Genomic DNA, 17,179 nt, shown 5'->3' on the forward strand with positions numbered 1-17,179 from the left:
CAGTTCCCCGCGCCCCTCAGGTGCCCCTGCGGGGCCCTGAGGGACACCCGAGGGGCGTTTCTCCACTCCCGCTGTCTCCACCCCTGGGTGGAGACAGCGGGAGTGGAGAAGTCCACCCTTGATCCACCCTGGCTCCGATCTCCTGGGTTGTCGGGTTCCGTAGCTTCGATGGTGTCGGTGGCAGTCGTCGCCGGCATCCTCGTTCCGCTCACGGAGGCAGTGATGGCCGGGCTCGTCAACGCGTTGGTGATCGTGGTGGTGGTCGCCCTGGTGCTGGCGCGGCAGTTCCGCACGGCGCCGGTCGACGGGGAGCGGCGGTGGTGGCTGGTGCCCGGGATCCTCGCCGTCATGGCGTTGCGCGACCCGGATCTGCTGGACGCCGGTCACCGTGTCTTCTCGGGCGTGCTGCTCGCCGTGGAGGTGCTGATCGGGCTCGTGTCAGGCGCCGGCTGGGCCTGGACGACCCGGATGTGGGTCGAGGCGGACGGCGTCGTCTGGAGCAGGAGCACCAGGGCGAGCCTGGGCGTGTGGGTCGTCGGTGTCGTCCTCAGGGTGGGCGTGTTCGGACTCGGCGCGGCCCTCGGTGTCCACCTGCACAGCGCGGCCCTGATGCTGTCCCTCGCGGCGATGCTGCTGGTGCGCGCCGGGTTCGTCACGCACCGCGCGCGGGCGCTCGCCCGTATCCACACGCCCTCGCCGTCGTACGGTGACCTGGGATCCTGGAAGACGAGGGAGCGGGTGTGACGGAGAACCCATGGATGCGCTGGCCGTCCCAGGACGCGCTCGCCCGCAAGGGGAACTCCCCGGTCAGGAATTCGCTGGGTTGGGCCATCCGGCTGCTGCTGATCGGCATCATGCTGTGGAGCGCCTTCGACGGCAACTCGCGTGCTCACGGCTGGAACCTGGCCGCGGGCGCAGGCATGGCCCTCGTCGCCGCCGGGGCCGCGAAGGCGTTCTTCGCGACGACGCTCGCGCACCGTCTGTGGCCCTCGATGCTGCTCCTGGCGCTGCTGCTGGGCATCGCGGTCGCGGCCGAGGCGATGGGGTTCGGCTCCCCGGCCCTCGTCCTGTGGTGCGGCTGCGCCGTCATCGGGCTCCAGCGGCTTCCCCTGGGTGCCGCGCTCCCGTTCGCCTCGGTCTCCCTGAGCGCGTTCGCGGTGGTCAACGAGGACATGTGGCTGACCACGGCCGCCACGCTCGGCGCGCTGGCCCTGGTCGGCTACACCCTGCGGCTGGACGCCGAGGCGCGTGGCAACGCCGCGCGGCTGCTGGCCCAGGAGCGGGCCGCGCGGGCGGCCGAGGCGCAGGCGGCGGCGCTGACGGAGCGCGCCCGTATCGCCCGGGAGATCCACGACGTGCTGGCGCACAGCCTCTCGGCCCAGCTCGTGCACCTGGAGGCGGCTCGCCTGCTGATCGAGCGCGGCGCCGACCGGCAGCAGATCCTGGAGCGGGTGGTGGCGGCGCGGGGGATGGCCAGGGACGGCCTCGACGAGACCCGCCAGGCCCTGTCCGCGCTGCGCGGGGACCTGACCCCGCTGGAGGACTTCCTGGCCGACCTGGTGCGGGCGACGGACGGTGCGCGGGTCACCGTGGAGGGTGAACGCAGACCGCTGTCGGTCGAGGCGTCCCAGACCGTGCGCAGGGTCGCGCAGGAGGCCCTGACGAACGTACGCAAGCATGCCCCGGGCGCCAGGGTCAGCCTCCGGCTCGCGTACGGCCCCGGCGAAGTGGCCCTGGACGTGCGGGACTCGGGCGGCTCGCCGGGTGAACTGGCGGGCGCTGGGGGCGGATACGGTCTCCTGGGCATGCGGGAGCGTGCCGAACTGCTGGGCGGCTCGCTGGAGGCGGGGCCGGAGGAGGAAGGGTTCGCGGTGCGGCTGAGGGTGCCGGTATGACGGCGGAGGAGCGGGTCGGGCCCGCGCGGGTGCTGGTGGCGGACGATCAGACGGTCGTCCGGGAGGGCATCGTGATGCTGCTCGGGCTGCTGCCCGAGGTGGAGGTGGTGGGCGCGGCGGTGGACGGCGAGGACGCGGTGCGGCTGGTCGCCGAACTCGCCCCGGACGTTGTGCTGATGGACCTGCGCATGCCCCGCTGTGACGGGGTCGAGGCGACCCGCCGGATCAGGGACCGGCACCCCGGGACGCAGGTCGTGGTGCTCACGACGTTCGCGGACGACGAGTCGCTGTTTCCGGCGCTCAAGGCGGGCGCCCGGGGCTACTTGACGAAGGACGCCGGCGGCGAGGAGATCGTCCGGGCCGTGCACAGCGTCCTGTCCGGGGACGCGGGACTGTCGCCGAGCATCCAACGGCGGCTGCTGGAGCGGCTGTCGGAGCCCGAACCGGAGCCGGTGGAGCCGGCCGGGCCGCCCGACGGGTTGACGCTCAGAGAGACCGAGGTCTTGATCCTCATCGCCGACGGCCTCAGCAACCAGGAGATCTCCCGCAGGCTGCACGTGTCGACGACGACGGTGAAGACCCACATCAACAACCTGTTCGCCAAGACAGGGCTCAAGGACCGCGCGCAGGCGGTGAGTTACGCATACAGAAAGGGGTTGGTAAAACCACCAAAATCGGAAATGAGATAAGTCGGCCCATTGTCGCTTGATGGGGTGAAGAATGCGGGAAAGAGAGTAGGGGATCTTCCCGTTCTGTCCATCATTGGGTATGCAGTTGAGCAACGACCGAGCCCGCAGTGGCGGGGGCGGTCCCGAGAGAGCACGCGAGCACCGAGAGGTGCGGTCCCCGGGCCCCGAAGAGCCGGCAGGCGTGCGGTACGACGATCCTTGGTACGACGCCCTGGCCCCCGACTGGCCGGGAGCGCAGCTGGCGAGCGACCCCGTGCCGGCGGTCCCGGCCCCCCGTGACGAGGAGGCCGGCCGCGACGCGATGGCGGAGGTCTACCTCGCCGTCCAGCGCAGCGCCGCCTTCCAGGAAGTACGCAGCCGCTACCGGCGGTTCGTGGTCCCGGCGGGCATCGGCTTCTTCCTCTGGTACGTGGCGTACGTCATCGCGGCGACGGCCGCGCCCGGGTTCATGGCCCGGCCCGTCGTAGGCGCCGTCAACGTGGCACTGGTCGCCGGTCTGGGCCAGTTCCTCACCACCTTCCTGCTGGCCTGGGCCTACGCCAGGCACGCCCGGCTGCGCAGGGACCGGGCGGCCCTCGACCTGCGCTGGGACACCCAGGAACTGACACGCGGTGTGAAGGGAGGCAAGCCGTGAGCGGTACTCATCAGACCCTGGCCCTCGTGCTGTTCAGCGTGTTCATCGCGGTCACGCTGGGCATCACGACCTTGGTCAGCCGCAACCGCCACGGTTCGGCCGAGGAGTTCTACGCCGGAGGACGGCTCTTCTCCCCGATGGAGAACGGCTTCGCCATCGCGGGCGACTACATGTCGGCCGCCTCCTTCCTCGGCATCTCCGGCCTGATCGCGCTGTTCGGCTACGACGGCCTGCTCTACTCGGTCGGCTTCCTCGTCGCCTGGCTGGTCGTCCTGCTCCTCATCGCCGAACTCGTGCGCAACTGCGGGCGGTTCACGCTCGCGGACGTCGTCGCGGCGCGGATGAGCGAACGGCCGGTACGGATCGCGGCGGGCGCCTCCTCGGTCATCGTGTCCATCTTCTACCTGGTGGCACAGATGGTCGGCGCGGGCAGCCTGGTCGCCCTCCTGCTGGGCCGCAGCGGCGCCGCGACCCAGGTGTGGACCGTCATCGGGGTCGGCGCGCTCATGGTCATCTACGTGTCGCTGGGAGGCATGCGGGCCACCACCTGGATCCAGATCGTCAAGGCGGTTCTGCTGCTGGGCGGCACGATCGTGCTGACCGTGCTCGTCCTCGTCCGCTTCCACGGCGACTTCGACCGGCTGCTGCTCACCGCGGCCGAACGCAGCGGGCACGGCATCGACTTCCTGGCGCCCGGCCTGAAGTACGGCGCGGACTGGACGTCGCGTTTCGACTTCATCAGTCTCGGCCTCGCCCTCGTCCTGGGCACGGCCGGCCTGCCGCACATCCTGTCCCGCTTCTACACCGTGCCGACCGCGCGCGCGGCACGCCGCTCGGTGGTCTGGTCGATCGGCCTGATCGGCAGCTTCTACCTGATGACGATCGTCCTGGGCTTCGGCGCGGCGGCGATCGTCGGACCGGACGCCGTACGCCAGTCCAACGCGGCAGGCAACACGGCCGTCCCGCTGCTCGCCCTCGACCTCGGTGGCGGGGATCAGTCCATGGGCGGCGCGGTGCTGTTCGCGATCGTCGGCGCGGTCGCCTTCGCCACCATCCTCGCGGTGGTCGCCGGCATCACGCTCGCCTCCTCGGCGTCCGTGGCCCACGACCTGTACGCCTCGCTGCGCCGCAAGCACGCCAAGCAGCGCAGCGAGGTCGCGGTCGCCCGGGTCGCGGCGGTCGGCATCGGCATCGTGGCGATCGCGCTCGGCATCCTGGCCCGCGAGCTCAACGTCGCGTTCCTGGTCGGCCTCGCCTTCGCCGTCGCCGCGTCCGCGAACCTGCCGGTGCTGCTCTACTCGCTGTTCTGGCGCAACTTCACCACGCGCGGCGCGGTGTGGGCGGTCTACGGCGGACTGATCCCGGCGCTCGTGCTCGTCGTGCTGTCGCCGGTCGTCTCGGGCAGCCCCGAGTCGCTCGTCCCCGGCGTCGACTTCCAGTTCTTCCCGCTCCAGAACCCCGGCATCGTCTCGATCCCGTTGGGCTTCCTCGCGGGCTGGCTGGGCACGGTCACCTCCTCCGAGGAGCCCGACGAGGCGCGGCACGCGGAGACGGAGGTGCGTTCGCTGACCGGAGCGGGAGCCGTCTAGCCACGGCACCTTCACCGTCGTACGGCGCCGGGACCGGTCGTACGGCGGGCCGCGGGGCTTGGGTCATGGCGCGGCCCAGGCACGCGGTCCCGGCGGGTGAGTCGTCTGCACAGGTGGACGATGTTGATGGCCCGTCGGGAAGTTGGTCCATGCATCCATCAAGGGTGTACGGAACTCATCACGACATGCGGTACTCGTCAAGACGCTCAACGAAACCGTGCTCTCAGGCGCGGGTCGCCCACACGTAACGGTGTTCCGGGCGGCCCGCGTCGCCGTATTTGAGGGTCAGACGCGCGAGGCCGGTGCGTTCCAGGAGCTTCAGGTAGCGCTGGGCGGTCTGGCGGCTCACACCTGTGCGGTCGGCGATCTCCTGCGCGGACAGGGGGCCGTCGGCGTGCATCAGGGACTGGCGCACCAGTTCGGCGGTGGTGGGGGAGTGCCCTTTGGGCAGGCCGGGTTCCGAAGACGCCGACAGCGCGCCGAACATGCGGTCCACGTCGGCCTGTTCGGCCTCGCCGCCGACGTCCAGGGTGCGGCGCAGCTCGCCGTACGCCTCCAACTTCGCGCGCAGGCCCGCGAAGGCGAACGGCTTGACCAGGTACTGGAGCGCGCCGTGCCGCATCGCCGAGCGGACCGTCGAGACGTCCCGCGCGGCCGTCACCATGATGACGTCCGCCTGGTGGCCGCGGCGGCGCATCTCCTGGACGGTGCCGATGCCGGTCCCGTCGGGCAGGTAGTGGTCCATCAGGACGAGGTCCACGCGGGGCAGCAGCTCCAGCAGGCGCAGCGCCTCGGCCGCGCTGTGCGCCTGCCCGGCGACCCGGAAGCCCGGCACCTTCTCGACGTAGGCGGCGTTGACCCGGGCGACCCGGGTGTCGTCGTCCACGACCAGGACCTCGATCACCGCGAACCCTCCTCGGCCTCGGCGCGACGCGTGGCGGCGGCCGGTACGGCCTTCGGGGCACCCTCGGAGAGCGCGTCGGGCAGGACCACGGTGAACTCCGCGCCGCCGCCCTCGGCCTCGCCCACAGAGGCCCTGCCGCCCTGCCGCTCGGCGAGCCTGCGCACCAGGGAGAGCCCGATGCCTCGGCGCCCGTGCGCGGGAGGCCTCTTGGTGGACCAGCCCTCCGTGAACACCACCTCGCGCTTGTCCGCCGGGATCCCCGGGCCGGTGTCCCGCACCCGCAGCACGGCCGTACGTCCCTCCGCACGCAACTCGACCTCCACGCGCGCGTGCGTGGTGCCCGCGACGGCGTCCAGCGCGTTGTCGACCAGGTTGCCCACGATCGTCACCAGCCCTCTGGGGTCGACCAGCAGGTCCGGGAGCCGGGTCGCGTCGGACACCTTCAGGGCGACGCCGCGCTCCGCCGCCACCGTCGCCTTGCCGACCAGCAGTGCCGCCAGCAAGGGGTCGTGGATCCGCTCGGCGACTTCCTCGGCGGTGGCCCGGTGATCGCCGACCACCTCGCCCACGAACTCCACCGCCTCCTCGTACATCTCCAGCTCCAGCAGTCCCAGCAGGGTGTGCATCCGGTTGGCGTGCTCGTGGTCCAGCGCGCGCAGGGCGTCGATCAGCCCGCGCGTGGAGTCGAGCTCCCGGCCCAGCTGCTCCAGTTCGGTGCGGTCGCGCAGGGTGGCGACGGCGCCGCCGTCGTCCGTCGGCATCCGGTTGGTGACCAGTACGCGCGGGCCGCGCACGGTGAGCAGGTCCGTACCGGTCACCCGGCCGGCCAGGACGTCCGCCGTACGGCCCGCGCCGAGCGCGTCGTCGGGGGAGCGGCCCACGGCCTCGTCGCCGATGCCCAGCAGGCGCTGCGCCTCGTCGTTGAGGAGTCGTACGCGGCCCGCGCGGTCCAGCGCCACGACGCCCTCCCGGATGCCGTGCAGCATCGCCTCACGCTCCGCCAGCAGCGCCGAGATGTCCGAGAAGGCGAGGTCGCGGGTCTGCCGCTGGACCCGGCGCGAGATCAGCCAGGCCGCCAGCGCGCCCACCGCCAGGGCGCCGCCCGCGTACGCGAACAGCCCCGGGATCGCGTGCACCAGGCGGGCGCGGACGCTGTCGTACTCGATGCCGACCGACACCGCCCCGACGATGTGCCCCTCGGCGTCCCTCAAGGGCACCTTCCCGCGCGCGGAGCGGCCCAGCGTGCCCTCGTCGATCTCCATCACCGCCCGGCCCGCCAGCGCCTTGTGCGGGTCCGTGGAGACGACGCCGCCGATCTGGTCGGGGTCCCGGTGCGACCAGCGGACGCCCGCCTTGTTCATCACGACGACGTACTCGGCTCCGCTCGCCCTGCGGATCCGCTCCGCCTCCCGCTGCACCGGGCCGTCGACCGACGGCGTGCTGCTCTTCAGATCCTCCGCGAGCTGCGGCATCGCGGCCGTGGTCTGCGCGATCGCCAGGGCGCGGCGCATCGCCTGGTCGTCGAGCTGGTCGCTGAGCGGCGCGAGGAACAGGCCCGTCGCGAGCACCACCACGCCTGCCGCGATCGACAGCTGCATCAGCAGGATCTGCGAGAAGGCGCGCCGGGGGAGGCCGAGGCGCAGGCGGCGGGCGGGGGGAGCGGGGCTCATGCATTGACGGTACGTGGACGGGGTGGGGGTGCCGTAGGGGTGTGGCGGGTATCTCTTGACCGGAGGTGGGTGGGGTTGAGTGAGGGTTGAGGGGAGGTGAGTGGGTGGATCAGGTGAATCGGCGGGTCAACTAATGACGGAAACATTGACCATCCTGACGACCTTGACCAAGTTGATCGATATCTTGCCGCCGCGTCAGCTCGCCAGCGCCGCCCCCGCCGTCGTCAGCTCCCGCACCTCCATGACGTCCATCCGCGCCGGAGTCCCGAGAACGGACGCCCCGCAGCTCTCCGGCCGGGCCGGCAGCGGATTGCTCTGGGCGACGACGACCTGCCAGCGCCGGCCGTCGGTGTGGGCGACGGTGACCTCCCAGTGCGGCGCCTCGCCCGCCGTACGGACGACGCCCAGCGCCTCGGCGGCGTACTCGCCGACGGCCGTACGGACGGCGAGCTCGGCCGCCTGGCCGGGCCGCTCCCAGGCGGAGCATCCCCGGCACCCGTCGACCACGATCCGGCCCTCCCGGGCGGCGTGGAGGACGTTCTTGACGGTGTGGGCCTCCGCGCGCCCGTACGCGTAGCCGTAGGGCAGGACGAGCACCGTGGGGGAGAAGCGATGTCCACCCAGATGGGTGACCTCCCAGACGCCCGGTACGTCGGAGGCGGTCAGCTCGGCGGCGAGGGGACGGCCGAGGAGGGCGCAGCAGCGGTCGCGCTTGCCGTTCGTGCACACCAGGGCGAGCGGGTCGCCCGTGTGGGGGCGACCGCCGAGGACGGTGTCGAACGTGCGGTGGTCGCCCCGGCCCAGGGCGGCGAGGTCGAGGTCCAGGAGCTGCCGGGGGTCCTGGGCGGTGGCGGTGCGCAGCCACACCCCGCCGGGCACGGTGTGGGCGGCGAAGACCCGGCGCAGGGGCGGGGCGCCGAAGTCGGCGTGGCGTCCGGGGCGGCGGATGAGCGCGATACGGACGCCGGTGCCCTTGGCGGCCCTCTCCAGGGCGCGGCCGAGCTGCCGGTCCAGGTGGCTCTCGGTGAGCGCCTTGGCGCCCCAGGGGCCGGGCTGTTCCAGCAGGAGCCAGGTCGTCGCCATGGCCGCGGTCCCGGAGAAGGGCTCGTCGAGATCCCGCGCGACAGTCGTGCACGTACTCACAGAGGTGAGCCTAACCTGACTTGGCGCAGGGTGACTTGTCGACGGCGGTGTGTCCTGGTCCATGCGGGTTTTCGGAGGTGCCCGGATCCGCCGTTCTACGCAGAGTGGCCGTGTGGTGCGTGTCCGTGGTCCATGGGGAGCGGCTGGGGCGGCTTCGGACCCACGTAGAGGCCGCTCGGGCGCATCCTGAGGGGGCGTTCGCCGTACTCCTCCAGCGCGTGCGCGATCCAGCCCGCCGTACGGGCCACGGCGAAGATCGCCTCGCCCGCCGTCGCGGGCATGCCGAAGGAGTGGGTCATGGCGGCGAGGGCGAGGTCGACGTTGGCGTGCAGGGGGGCGTGGCGTGCGGTGGTGGCCACGACGTCCCGGGACGCCGCGAGGGCGGGGTACGCGTGCGGGATGTCCGCCAGGAGCGCGAACAGCGCACCCGCGCGCGGGTCCTCGCCGACGTAGAGACGGTGGCCCAGGCCCGGGATGCGCCGTCCCGCGCGCAGTTCCTCGGCGATCACTGGTCCCGCGTCGCCCTGTTCCAGGACCTCGTCCAGCAGCCGGTGGGCGAGACCACTGGCCGCGCCGTGCAACGGGCCCTCGACGACACCCAGGCCCGCCGAGACGGCCGCGTACGGGTGCGCGCGGGCCGACGCCGCGACCCGGACGGCGAGCGTCGAGGCGGCCAGGTCGTGATCGGCGAGGAGGCCGAGTGCCGTGTCCAGGGCGTTCAGTGACGCCTCGTCGGGGGTGCGCATGGTCAGCCGCGCCCACAGGCGCCGCGCCAGAGGGCCCTCGTCCCGGTGGCCCGGGTGGTGTGGGGGCAGGGCCGCGACCAGGGTCGGGATCAGGGTCCGACCGGTGCCGACGACCGCCTGCGCGGACAGGTCGAAGCGCAGGGGGTCCACGACGGCCGCCGCGACGGCCGCGGCCCGCAACCGGTCGGCGGGGCCGGTGTGTTCGGGCAGCGCGCGGGCCGCTCGGCGGGCCGCCTTCAGGGACTCCTCCGGCGCGGTGAATGTCGCTCCCGCGCGCAGTTCACCGGTCCACAGCCACTCCGCGACCTCCTCGTAGGAGCGCGCGCTGGCCAGTTCGACCGCGTCCACGCCCCGGAAGAAGTACCGGTCGCCGTCGATGTACGTGAGACGCGTGCGTACGGCCGGTTCGCTCCCGGTGCCCGGGCTTCCGGCGCTCTCGCGTCTGTTGCGGCGCGCCAGAGCTTCCACCTCGGTGGGGTCGAAGGTGCTGCTCCGGCTGCCGGGGACGCGTCGGCTGCTGAGCTGGCCGCGGCTGACGTAGGCGTACACCGTCTCGGGCTTCACGCCCAGCAGTTCGGATGCCTCCTTCGTGGTCAGACGGCGTTCGGGGTGGCCGGGGGCGGGTTCCTGGTCGCGCATGGGGGTCACCGTATCCGGATGAAAGACATGTTGATTCAATCAATATTGACAGTGATTTAGTCAATGATGGACAGTCTAATCAAGTTCATCAAGCTCAAGGAGGGAAATCATGTCGGTCAACAGGTCCACCACGTCCTTCGTCGACGTCCCACGCGGACTCGCCGGCGTCGTGGTCACCGACACTCGGGTCGGCGACGTGCGCGGCGTCGAGGGCTTCTACCACTACCGCCAGTACTCCGCCGTCGACCTCGCGCAGACCCGCTCCTTCGAGGACGTCTGGCACCTCCTGGTCCACGGCGAACTCCCCGACCCCGCGCGGGCGTCCGCCTTCGCCGCCGAGACGGCCGCGCTGCGGGCGCTGCCGGCCGAGGTGAGCGCGGTCCTGCCCGCCGTCGCCGCGGCGGGCGCGGGCGGTGTCGGGCCGCTCGCCGGGATGCGGACGGCGTTGTCGCTGCTGGGTGCGGTCAAGGGGTTCCGGCCGGTGTACGACATCGGCGCCGGGCAGCGGCGCAGGGACACGCTTGTGGCAGCCGCCGCCGTGCCCACGTTGCTCACCGCGCTGTACCGGCTGGGGAAGGGGCTCGAACCGGTCGAGCCGAGACAGGACCTGTCGTACGCGGCGAACTACCTGTACATGTTGACCGGCGTCGAGCCCGATCAACATAAAGCGCGGGCCGTCGAGCAATACTTGATCTCCACCATTGATCACGGCTTCAACGCGTCAACATTCACGGCGCGCGTCATCGCATCAACAGGTGCGGACGTCGCCGCCTGTCTCGTCGGAGCCGTCGGCGCGCTCTCCGGCCCCCTGCACGGCGGGGCGCCCAGCCGGGCCCTCGACACCCTGGACGCGATCGGCACTCCCGATCGCATTGATCCCTGGATCCGGGACCACGTACTGGCCGGCGACCGGATCATGGGATTCGGTCACGCCGTCTACCGCACCGAGGACCCCCGCTCCCGGATGCTCCGCGAGATCGCCCAGCGCTTCGGCGGCCCGCGCGTCGCCTTCGCGGTCGAGGTCGAACGCCAGGTCGAGGCGATCCTGGCCGAACTGAAGCCCGGCCGCGAACTCCACACCAACGTCGAGTTCTACGCGGGCGTCGTCATGGAACTCTGCGGCCTCCCCCGCGAGATGTTCACCCCGACCTTCGCCGCGGCCCGCGCCATCGGCTGGAGCGCCAACATCCTGGAACAGTCCCAGGATTCGAAGATCATCCGTCCGGCGGCACGGTACGTTGGCCCCGAGGCGCCGGTGGCGGTGCCGGTGCTGCATTGATCGGACGGCCGTCTCGGAGAGCCGGTCCCGTCGGACGCAGCTCGTCCTCAAGGTGCCGGAGGCTCGACTCCGCCATTCGTCTGCTCGTTCAGCGCTTGGTCGAAGTACCGGAAGAAGCGACCTTCCGGGCTGTCGGGGGGAAGCGCCTGTTTCGCCTCGCGGGAGCGGATCCAGTACTGCTGGAACACCGGGCTCCGGAGCAGTCTGCGGGCGTGAGCGAGAACTTCCTGCTCCGTCATCTCGCCCCACTCGTGGACGAGGAGGAACTGGCTGTAGGTGAGATTGGCGAAGAGGAATTGCCGCACGGTGGCCGGATCCTGGCCGGGCCAGTCGTTCCACACTTCCGCGAGTGCGGGATCGTTCATCTGCATCTGTGTGAGCTGGACGTGCAGGCCGCGCAGATCGGCCGCCGCGCTCCGGCGTAATTCCTGGCGGGACGCGATGAGTTCCTGGCGCTGGAGGGAGAGCTCCTCGCGCTGCATGCGAAGTTCGCGTTGCTGGAAGAACAGCGTGACGACGAGGAGAAGTACCGCGATGCCGGAGAAGACCGCGCTGCCTGCTCCGAAGTAGTCACCCAGCGCGCTGCGCCGCGCGGCGGCCTGGGAGCCGCCGTTGGCCCGTTCCACGCCGTCTATGAGCCAGCCGCTGACCACGATCGAGACGACGCCCACGAGGGCGATGCCGGCCGCGGTCAGGGCCACCCATATGACGGACCTTCTTGCAGAGTGCCACGCGGATTCCCGTACCAAGAGGCCCTCCCCGGAGTCGCACAAGAAGCTTCCCCGCCCCGAAGAAGGAAAACAACGCGGAGGGTGATACGGAAACCCCATCAAGACCCGCAGGGATATGTCATGCAATGTCTGGAATATCTTTTTTGGCGCGTAGCAATGTCTCGCGTGTGATGATCACGATCCGTTCGTAGTCGGCGCGTGATGCGTCAGGGGGAAGGTGGGGATCGAGTTCAGACGTGGCCTCGCGTCCGATGACGGCGAAGTTCCCGTCCTCAAGCTCGAAGATGTCGGGGCAGGACTGACCGGCAGCGCTGCCACGTTCGCAAGGAGGAACCCCAATTCGTCGCACGATCTTCACAGGGACGTACCAACCTTATGACTCGGAGAGATAAAGACAAACGGCCTCCGAGCGTGGTGTTCTCCGGGCGGGCGTGTGCGACGGAGCGGTCCTTCTCCGAACGCGGGGGTGTTTGGTCGGAGTGCCCGGATGGGGCCAGCGACAAGATAGCGACTCTGGCTCACGGAAGGTGTCGTTGAGTCAATATGTCGAGCGAACTTGACACCAGGCGATCAAGGAGAGTCCTCCGGTGGACTTCCTATGACCCACCACTCGTCGGTGTCGGCACTGTCGAGTTCCTGCACCAGCTCGTCCATCATGCGCCCCAGTGTGGCTTCCTCGGACGCGCTGGGCAGGCTCTTGCGATGCGGACGAGTGGCCTCCCAGTACTCGCGGAAGATCTGGTTCTGGCAGATGATCCGCAGGTGGCCGTACAACTCGGCCCGGTTCATGGCGCCGATCCGGTAGTAGTACAGCGCGTTCACGTACAGCACGTTGGCGAACAGGAACTGCCGCTGTTTCTGCGGCTCGACGGCGGATTCGTAGGTGTCTAGCACTGCTGCCAGGGCGGGATCGTCCATGGCCTTGCACAGCAGGTCGAAGTGGAGCCGGTGCTGTTCGGTGAGCGCGGCGCGCCTGCGGCGTCGGGCGACCGCCTTGACGGCAGCTGCGAGATTCGCCTGTGCGGCTGAGCCGAACCCCCGTATTCCAAACTTCTGTGTGGCCATGTCAACCCCCGGTCCAGGCGGCCGTGCGCCGGTCGTCGGGGTGCGGGTGTGGTGACGGGGACCGGCGAGCGGTGGGCGGCGCTTGCCGTCTCCCAGAGTGCCGAGCGGCTCTGATCGGCGGGGAGGCGGAGAGGAGGCGCACGGAAGGAAGCGAGGGTCGCACGCCCCGGCGCCTTGCCTCACGTCTGCCCCGGACAGGGAGCTAACAATCGTTCACTTCGCGGCGATTCTCCCGGCTCGTATCCTGAGGTGGCAGTCATTCCTCGGCCGTGCTCCGGAGTGTGAACCGGCGCACGCACAGGCGCGAAAGAGGTCGTACGTGGCGCAGGGCGGCACCCCGCAGCAGATCCCGGTCGTCGTGCTCGCCGGATTCCTCGGCTCCGGCAAGACGACGCTGCTCAACCACCTGCTGCACCGCAGCAAGGGCAGCAGGATCGGCGCGATCGTCAACGACTTCGGGGCGATCGAGATCGACGCCATGGCCGTCGCGGGCGCCCTCGGCGACTCCACGGTCTCCCTCGGCAACGGCTGCCTGTGCTGCGCGGTCGACGCGAGCGAACTGGACTCCTACCTGGAGCGCCTGGCAGCGCCCGCCGTCGGTGTCGACGTCATCGTCATCGAGGCGAGCGGCCTCGCCGAACCGGGTGAACTCGTCCGGATGATCCTCGCGAGCGAGCACCCCGCGATCGAGTACGGCGGACTCGTCGAGGTCGTCGACGCCGCCGAGTTCGACGACACGCGCGTGAAGCACCCCGAGATCGACCGGCACATCGGCCTCGCCGACCTGGTCGTCGTCAACAAGCTGGACCGCGCGGACGACGGGGAACGTGTGCTCGGGCTCGTTCGTTCACTGGCCGGGAGCGCGGCCGTCGTACCCGCCCGCTACGGCCGCGTCGACCCGGAGTTCCTCTTCGACTGCCGGCCGAGCGAGGAGCGGATCGGGCAACTCTCCTTCGACGACCTGCACCGGCACGAGGACCATGAGGACGGGGACGGCGCCGACCACGCCGAGCACCTGCACGCGGCGTACGACAGCCTCTCCTTCACCGCGGACGCGCCGCTGGACCCGCGGCGCCTGATGGCGTTCCTGGACGGCCGCTCCGAGGGCCTGTACCGGATCAAGGGGTACGTCGACTTCGGGCCGAGCGACTCCCTCAACCGGTACGCCGTGCACGCGGTCGGACGGTTCCTCAGGTTCGTCCCGGAGCCCTGGGAAGAGCGCGAGGAGCGCCGTACGCGGCTTGTCCTGATCGGCACGGGGATCGACCGGGAGGCGCTCGGGAAAGAGCTGCACGCGTGCGTGCAGGACGCCCCACAGGCCGACGAGCGCGGCATGTGGGGCGTCCTGAGGTACGTACGCGACCCGGAGGCCGAGCGGGAAGCCCCCGAAGATGTCACCGACGACATCCCCGAGGACCTGCCCGACGAGGGCTAGAACGGCCCCGCGACCACCGCCACCGTCTTCGGCAGCGACACGCCCGAACCGTCCCGGCGCGGATCGATCTCCGGCAGCTCCGCGGGCATGCCGTTCTTCTGCGCGGCCCGCGCGGGTACGGCGCCCGCCCAGGCGACCGAGAGGCAGTCCTCGCCCTTCAGGAACCGCTGGCAGCGCACGCCGCCGGTCGCGCGCCCCTTGCGCGGGTACTGGTCGAACGGGGTCAGCTTGGCCGTCGTCTGGACGGAGTCGTCCAGCGTGCCGCGCGAGCCCGCGACGGTGAACACCATGGCGTCCACGGCGGGGTCGACCGCGGTGAACGAGATGACCTTCGCACCGTCCGTCAGCTTGATGCCCGTCATGCCGCCCGCCGGCCGGCCCTGGGGGCGCACCTGGGACGCCTGGTAGCGCAGCAGCTGGGCGTCGTCCGTGATGAAGACGAGGTCCTCCTCGCCCGTGCGCAGTTCGACCGCGCCGACGATCCGGTCGCCGTCCTTGAGGGTGATGACCTCCAGCTCCTCCTTGTTGGACGGGTAGTCCGGCACCACGCGCTTGACGACGCCCTGTTCCGTGCCGAGCGCGAGGCCCGGCGACGACTCGTCCAGCGTGATCAGGCACACCAGCGTCTCGCCGTCCGTCAGCGGCACGAACTCCGACACCGGCGCGCCGCCCGACAGGTTGGGCGCGGCGGCCGTGTCCGGGAGCTGCGGCAGGTCGACGACGTTGATCCGCAGCAGCCGGCCCTCGGAGGTCACCGCGCCGATCTCGCCCCGGGCCGTCGCGGGCACCGCGGAGACGATCACGTCGTGCTTCACGCGCGCGGCGTCCTCCTCGGCCGCGAACGGCTCGCCGTTCGCCGTACGCGCGAGCAGCCCCGTCGACGACAGCAGCACCCGGCACGGGTCGTCGGCCACCTGGAGCGGCACGGCGGACGCGGTCGCGCCGGACGACTCCAGCAGGACCGTACGCCGCTCCGTGCCGAACTTCTTGGCGACCGCGGCCAGTTCGCCCGACACCAGCTTGCGCAGCTCGCTGTCCGACTCCAGGATCCGGGTCAGCTCGGCGATCTCCGCGTTGAGCCGCTCCTTCTCCGACTCCAGCTCGATCCGGTCGAACCGGGTGAGCCGGCGCAGCGGCGTGTCGAGGATGTACTGGGTCTGGATCTCCGACAGCGAGAAGCGCTCGATGAGGCGCTCCTTCGCCTGCGCGCTGTTGTCGCTGGAGCGGATCAGCCGGATGACCTCGTCGATGTCGACGAGCGCCGTCAGCAGGCCCTCCACCAGGTGCAGGCGGTCGCGGCGCTTGCCGCGCCGGAACTCGCTGCGCCGCCGTACGACGGTGAAGCGGTGGTCCAGGTAGACCTCGAGGAGCTCCTTGAGGCCCAGCGTGAGCGGCTGGCCGTCCACCAGGGCGACGTTGTTGATGCCGAAGGACTCCTCCAGCGGCGCGAGCTTGTAGAGCTGCTCCAGGACGGCCTCCGGGACGAAGCCGTTCTTGATCTCGATGACCAGCCGCAGCCCGTGCGAGCGGTCGGTGAGGTCCTTGACGTCGGCGATGCCCTGGATCTTCTTCGAGCCGACCAGGTCCTTGATCTTGGCGATGACCTTCTCGGGGCCGACGGTGAAGGGCAGTTCGGTGATGACCAGGCCCTTGCGGCGCGCCGTCACGGTGTCCACCGAGACCGTCGCCCGGATCTTGAACGTGCCCCGGCCCGTTTCGTACGCGTCCCGGATGCCGGACAGGCCGACGATCCGCCCGCCCGTCGGCAGGTCGGGGCCCGGGACGAACTTCATCAGCGCGTCCAGGTCCGCGTTCGGGAAGCGGATCAGGTGGCGGGCGGCGGCCACGACCTCGCCCAGGTTGTGCGGCGGCATGTTCGTCGCCATGCCGACCGCGATCCCGGACGAGCCGTTGACCAGGAGGTTCGGGAAGGCGGCGGGCAGCGCCACCGGCTCCTGCTCCTGACCGTCGTAGTTGGGCGTGAAGTCGACCGTGTCCTCGTCGATCGACTCGGTCATCAGGCTCGTAGCCTCGGCCTGCCGGCACTCCGTGTACCGCATCGCGGCCGGCGGGTCGTCGTTGCCCAGGGAGCCGAAGTTGCCGTGCCCGTCGACGAGGGGCACGCGCATGGAGAACGGCTGTGCCATGCGCACGAGCGCGTCGTAGATCGACGCGTCGCCGTGCGGGTGCAGCTTGCCCATCACCTCGCCGACCACACGCGCGCACTTGACGTAGCCCCGGTCGGGGCGCAGGCCCATCTCGTTCATCTGGTAGACGATGCGGCGGTGGACCGGCTTCAGGCCGTCGCGGGCGTCGGGCAGGGCGCGGGAGTAGATGACCGAGTAGGCGTATTCGAGGAAGGAGCCCTGCATCTCGTCGACGACGTCGATGTCGAGGATCCGCTCCTCGAACGAGTCGTCGGGCGGTGGGGTCTTCGTGCTGCGGCGGGCCATCGCTGCCGGCTCCTCTTTTCTGGTCGATTGCCTGCGGGGCACTCAAGTCGGTGCCGAGCGGGCCGGGTTGCTCCCGGTTCGAAGAACCCGGGTCCGGACTCGCTCGTACGGGACGTGCTCAAGGGTCTGACGTCGACCATTGTGGACCGTGGCACTGACAACCCGGGCCAGGACCCGGCTCAGCGGGCCCGGCCGGACGAGCACGGCCCGTTCCCCCACGGCAGCCCGCAGGTTACGCGATCCGCTCTCGGCGTACGTCCGCCGGGAACTTCACCGACCGTCCGCACGCTTGCATACAGTGACAGGA

The 17,179-nt window shown here is 70.7% G+C and carries 15 protein-coding genes; 7 read left to right on the forward strand and 8 right to left on the reverse strand.

What is annotated here, in order from left to right; genetic code table 11:
* Nucleotides 1-222 precede the first annotated feature (222 nt).
* From ACQCO7_RS32515 to ACQCO7_RS32535, 5 genes are all read left to right on the forward strand, one after another.
* Entirely contained in the window at nucleotides 223-744 is a 522-nt protein-coding gene (locus ACQCO7_RS32515; protein WP_464077339.1) for a DUF1453 domain-containing protein, read from the forward strand.
* On the forward strand, nucleotides 741-1,895 hold the full coding sequence (locus tag ACQCO7_RS32520; protein ID WP_464075139.1) for a sensor histidine kinase: 1,155 nt from the start codon (nucleotides 741-743) through the stop codon (nucleotides 1,893-1,895). The genes ACQCO7_RS32515 and ACQCO7_RS32520 overlap by 4 nt, the downstream gene beginning before the upstream one ends.
* Nucleotides 1,892-2,584, forward strand: a complete 693-nt coding sequence (locus tag ACQCO7_RS32525) for a response regulator transcription factor (RefSeq protein WP_464075140.1) — start codon at nucleotides 1,892-1,894, stop codon at nucleotides 2,582-2,584. Before ACQCO7_RS32520 ends, ACQCO7_RS32525 begins: the two co-directional genes overlap by 4 nt.
* A 79-nt stretch (nucleotides 2,585-2,663) precedes the next feature.
* Nucleotides 2,664-3,218 carry a DUF485 domain-containing protein gene (locus ACQCO7_RS32530; RefSeq protein ID WP_464075141.1) on the forward strand — a complete coding sequence of 185 codons (555 nt, stop codon included), beginning with the start codon at nucleotides 2,664-2,666 and terminating at the stop codon, nucleotides 3,216-3,218.
* A complete protein-coding gene (locus ACQCO7_RS32535; protein ID WP_409115299.1) occupies nucleotides 3,215-4,807 on the forward strand; it encodes a solute symporter family protein in 1,593 nt (530 codons plus the stop codon). The genes ACQCO7_RS32530 and ACQCO7_RS32535 overlap by 4 nt, the downstream gene beginning before the upstream one ends.
* Before the next feature lie 223 nt (nucleotides 4,808-5,030).
* Here the strand turns inward: ACQCO7_RS32535 and ACQCO7_RS32540 are convergent, their stop codons facing one another.
* From ACQCO7_RS32540 to ACQCO7_RS32555, 4 genes are all read right to left on the reverse strand, one after another.
* The gene (locus tag ACQCO7_RS32540) at nucleotides 5,031-5,711 is read right to left on the reverse strand and encodes a response regulator (protein WP_464075142.1); all 681 of its coding nucleotides are present in this window, start codon (nucleotides 5,709-5,711) and stop codon (nucleotides 5,031-5,033) included.
* Nucleotides 5,708-7,381: a sensor histidine kinase gene (locus ACQCO7_RS32545; protein WP_464075143.1), complete on the reverse strand. Its 1,674-nt coding sequence runs from the start codon at nucleotides 7,379-7,381 to the stop codon at nucleotides 5,708-5,710. Before ACQCO7_RS32545 ends, ACQCO7_RS32540 begins: the two co-directional genes overlap by 4 nt.
* Nucleotides 7,382-7,576: 195 nt before the next feature.
* Nucleotides 7,577-8,524 (reverse strand): sucrase ferredoxin, encoded by a 948-nt coding sequence (locus tag ACQCO7_RS32550; protein WP_464075144.1) that lies wholly within the window; start codon nucleotides 8,522-8,524, stop codon nucleotides 7,577-7,579.
* A gap of 95 nt (nucleotides 8,525-8,619) precedes the next feature.
* Nucleotides 8,620-9,909 carry a citrate synthase family protein gene (locus ACQCO7_RS32555; protein ID WP_464075145.1) on the reverse strand — a complete coding sequence of 430 codons (1,290 nt, stop codon included), beginning with the start codon at nucleotides 9,907-9,909 and terminating at the stop codon, nucleotides 8,620-8,622.
* A 109-nt stretch (nucleotides 9,910-10,018) separates the two neighbouring features.
* On the opposite strand from ACQCO7_RS32555, the gene ACQCO7_RS32560 reads away from it, so the two are divergent.
* On the forward strand, nucleotides 10,019-11,188 hold the full coding sequence (locus ACQCO7_RS32560; RefSeq protein ID WP_464075146.1) for a citrate synthase/methylcitrate synthase: 1,170 nt from the start codon (nucleotides 10,019-10,021) through the stop codon (nucleotides 11,186-11,188).
* Between the two features lie 47 nt (nucleotides 11,189-11,235).
* Here the strand turns inward: ACQCO7_RS32560 and ACQCO7_RS32565 are convergent, their stop codons facing one another.
* From ACQCO7_RS32565 to ACQCO7_RS32575, 3 genes are all read right to left on the reverse strand, one after another.
* The gene (locus ACQCO7_RS32565) at nucleotides 11,236-11,889 is read right to left on the reverse strand and encodes a DUF6082 family protein (protein ID WP_464075147.1); all 654 of its coding nucleotides are present in this window, start codon (nucleotides 11,887-11,889) and stop codon (nucleotides 11,236-11,238) included.
* Nucleotides 11,890-12,037: 148 nt separating this feature from the next.
* Nucleotides 12,038-12,277 carry a hypothetical protein gene (locus ACQCO7_RS32570; protein ID WP_464075148.1) on the reverse strand — a complete coding sequence of 80 codons (240 nt, stop codon included), beginning with the start codon at nucleotides 12,275-12,277 and terminating at the stop codon, nucleotides 12,038-12,040.
* Between the two features lie 212 nt (nucleotides 12,278-12,489).
* Nucleotides 12,490-12,984 (reverse strand): DUF6082 family protein, encoded by a 495-nt coding sequence (locus ACQCO7_RS32575; protein WP_464075149.1) that lies wholly within the window; start codon nucleotides 12,982-12,984, stop codon nucleotides 12,490-12,492.
* A 319-nt stretch (nucleotides 12,985-13,303) separates the two neighbouring features.
* Here ACQCO7_RS32575 and ACQCO7_RS32580 point away from each other — a divergent pair, with 319 nt between their 5' ends.
* Nucleotides 13,304-14,419: a CobW family GTP-binding protein gene (locus ACQCO7_RS32580; RefSeq protein ID WP_464075150.1), complete on the forward strand. Its 1,116-nt coding sequence runs from the start codon at nucleotides 13,304-13,306 to the stop codon at nucleotides 14,417-14,419.
* Here ACQCO7_RS32580 and ACQCO7_RS32585 read toward each other — a convergent pair.
* Nucleotides 14,416-16,872: a DNA gyrase/topoisomerase IV subunit A gene (locus tag ACQCO7_RS32585; protein ID WP_464075151.1), complete on the reverse strand. Its 2,457-nt coding sequence runs from the start codon at nucleotides 16,870-16,872 to the stop codon at nucleotides 14,416-14,418. The genes ACQCO7_RS32580 and ACQCO7_RS32585 overlap by 4 nt on opposite strands.
* Nucleotides 16,873-17,179 lie beyond the last annotated feature (307 nt).

The sequence above is a fragment of the Streptomyces saintjeani genome (assembly GCF_055409605.1).

Bases quoted from the DNA above. Each gene is read 5' to 3' on its own strand.
- ACQCO7_RS32555 (WP_464075145.1), bottom strand. From the start codon at position 9,909: ATGCGCGACCAGGAACCCGCCCCCGGCCACCCCGAACGCCGTCTGACC.
- ACQCO7_RS32530 (WP_464075141.1), top strand. From the start codon at position 2,664: ATGCAGTTGAGCAACGACCGAGCCCGCAGTGGCGGGGGCGGTCCCGAG.
- ACQCO7_RS32560 (WP_464075146.1), top strand. From the start codon at position 10,019: ATGTCGGTCAACAGGTCCACCACGTCCTTCGTCGACGTCCCACGCGGA.
- ACQCO7_RS32575 (WP_464075149.1), bottom strand. From the start codon at position 12,984: ATGGCCACACAGAAGTTTGGAATACGGGGGTTCGGCTCAGCCGCACAG.
- ACQCO7_RS32545 (WP_464075143.1), bottom strand. From the start codon at position 7,381: ATGAGCCCCGCTCCCCCCGCCCGCCGCCTGCGCCTCGGCCTCCCCCGG.
- ACQCO7_RS32515 (WP_464077339.1), top strand. From the start codon at position 223: ATGGCCGGGCTCGTCAACGCGTTGGTGATCGTGGTGGTGGTCGCCCTG.
- ACQCO7_RS32525 (WP_464075140.1), top strand. From the start codon at position 1,892: ATGACGGCGGAGGAGCGGGTCGGGCCCGCGCGGGTGCTGGTGGCGGAC.
- ACQCO7_RS32585 (WP_464075151.1), bottom strand. From the start codon at position 16,872: ATGGCCCGCCGCAGCACGAAGACCCCACCGCCCGACGACTCGTTCGAG.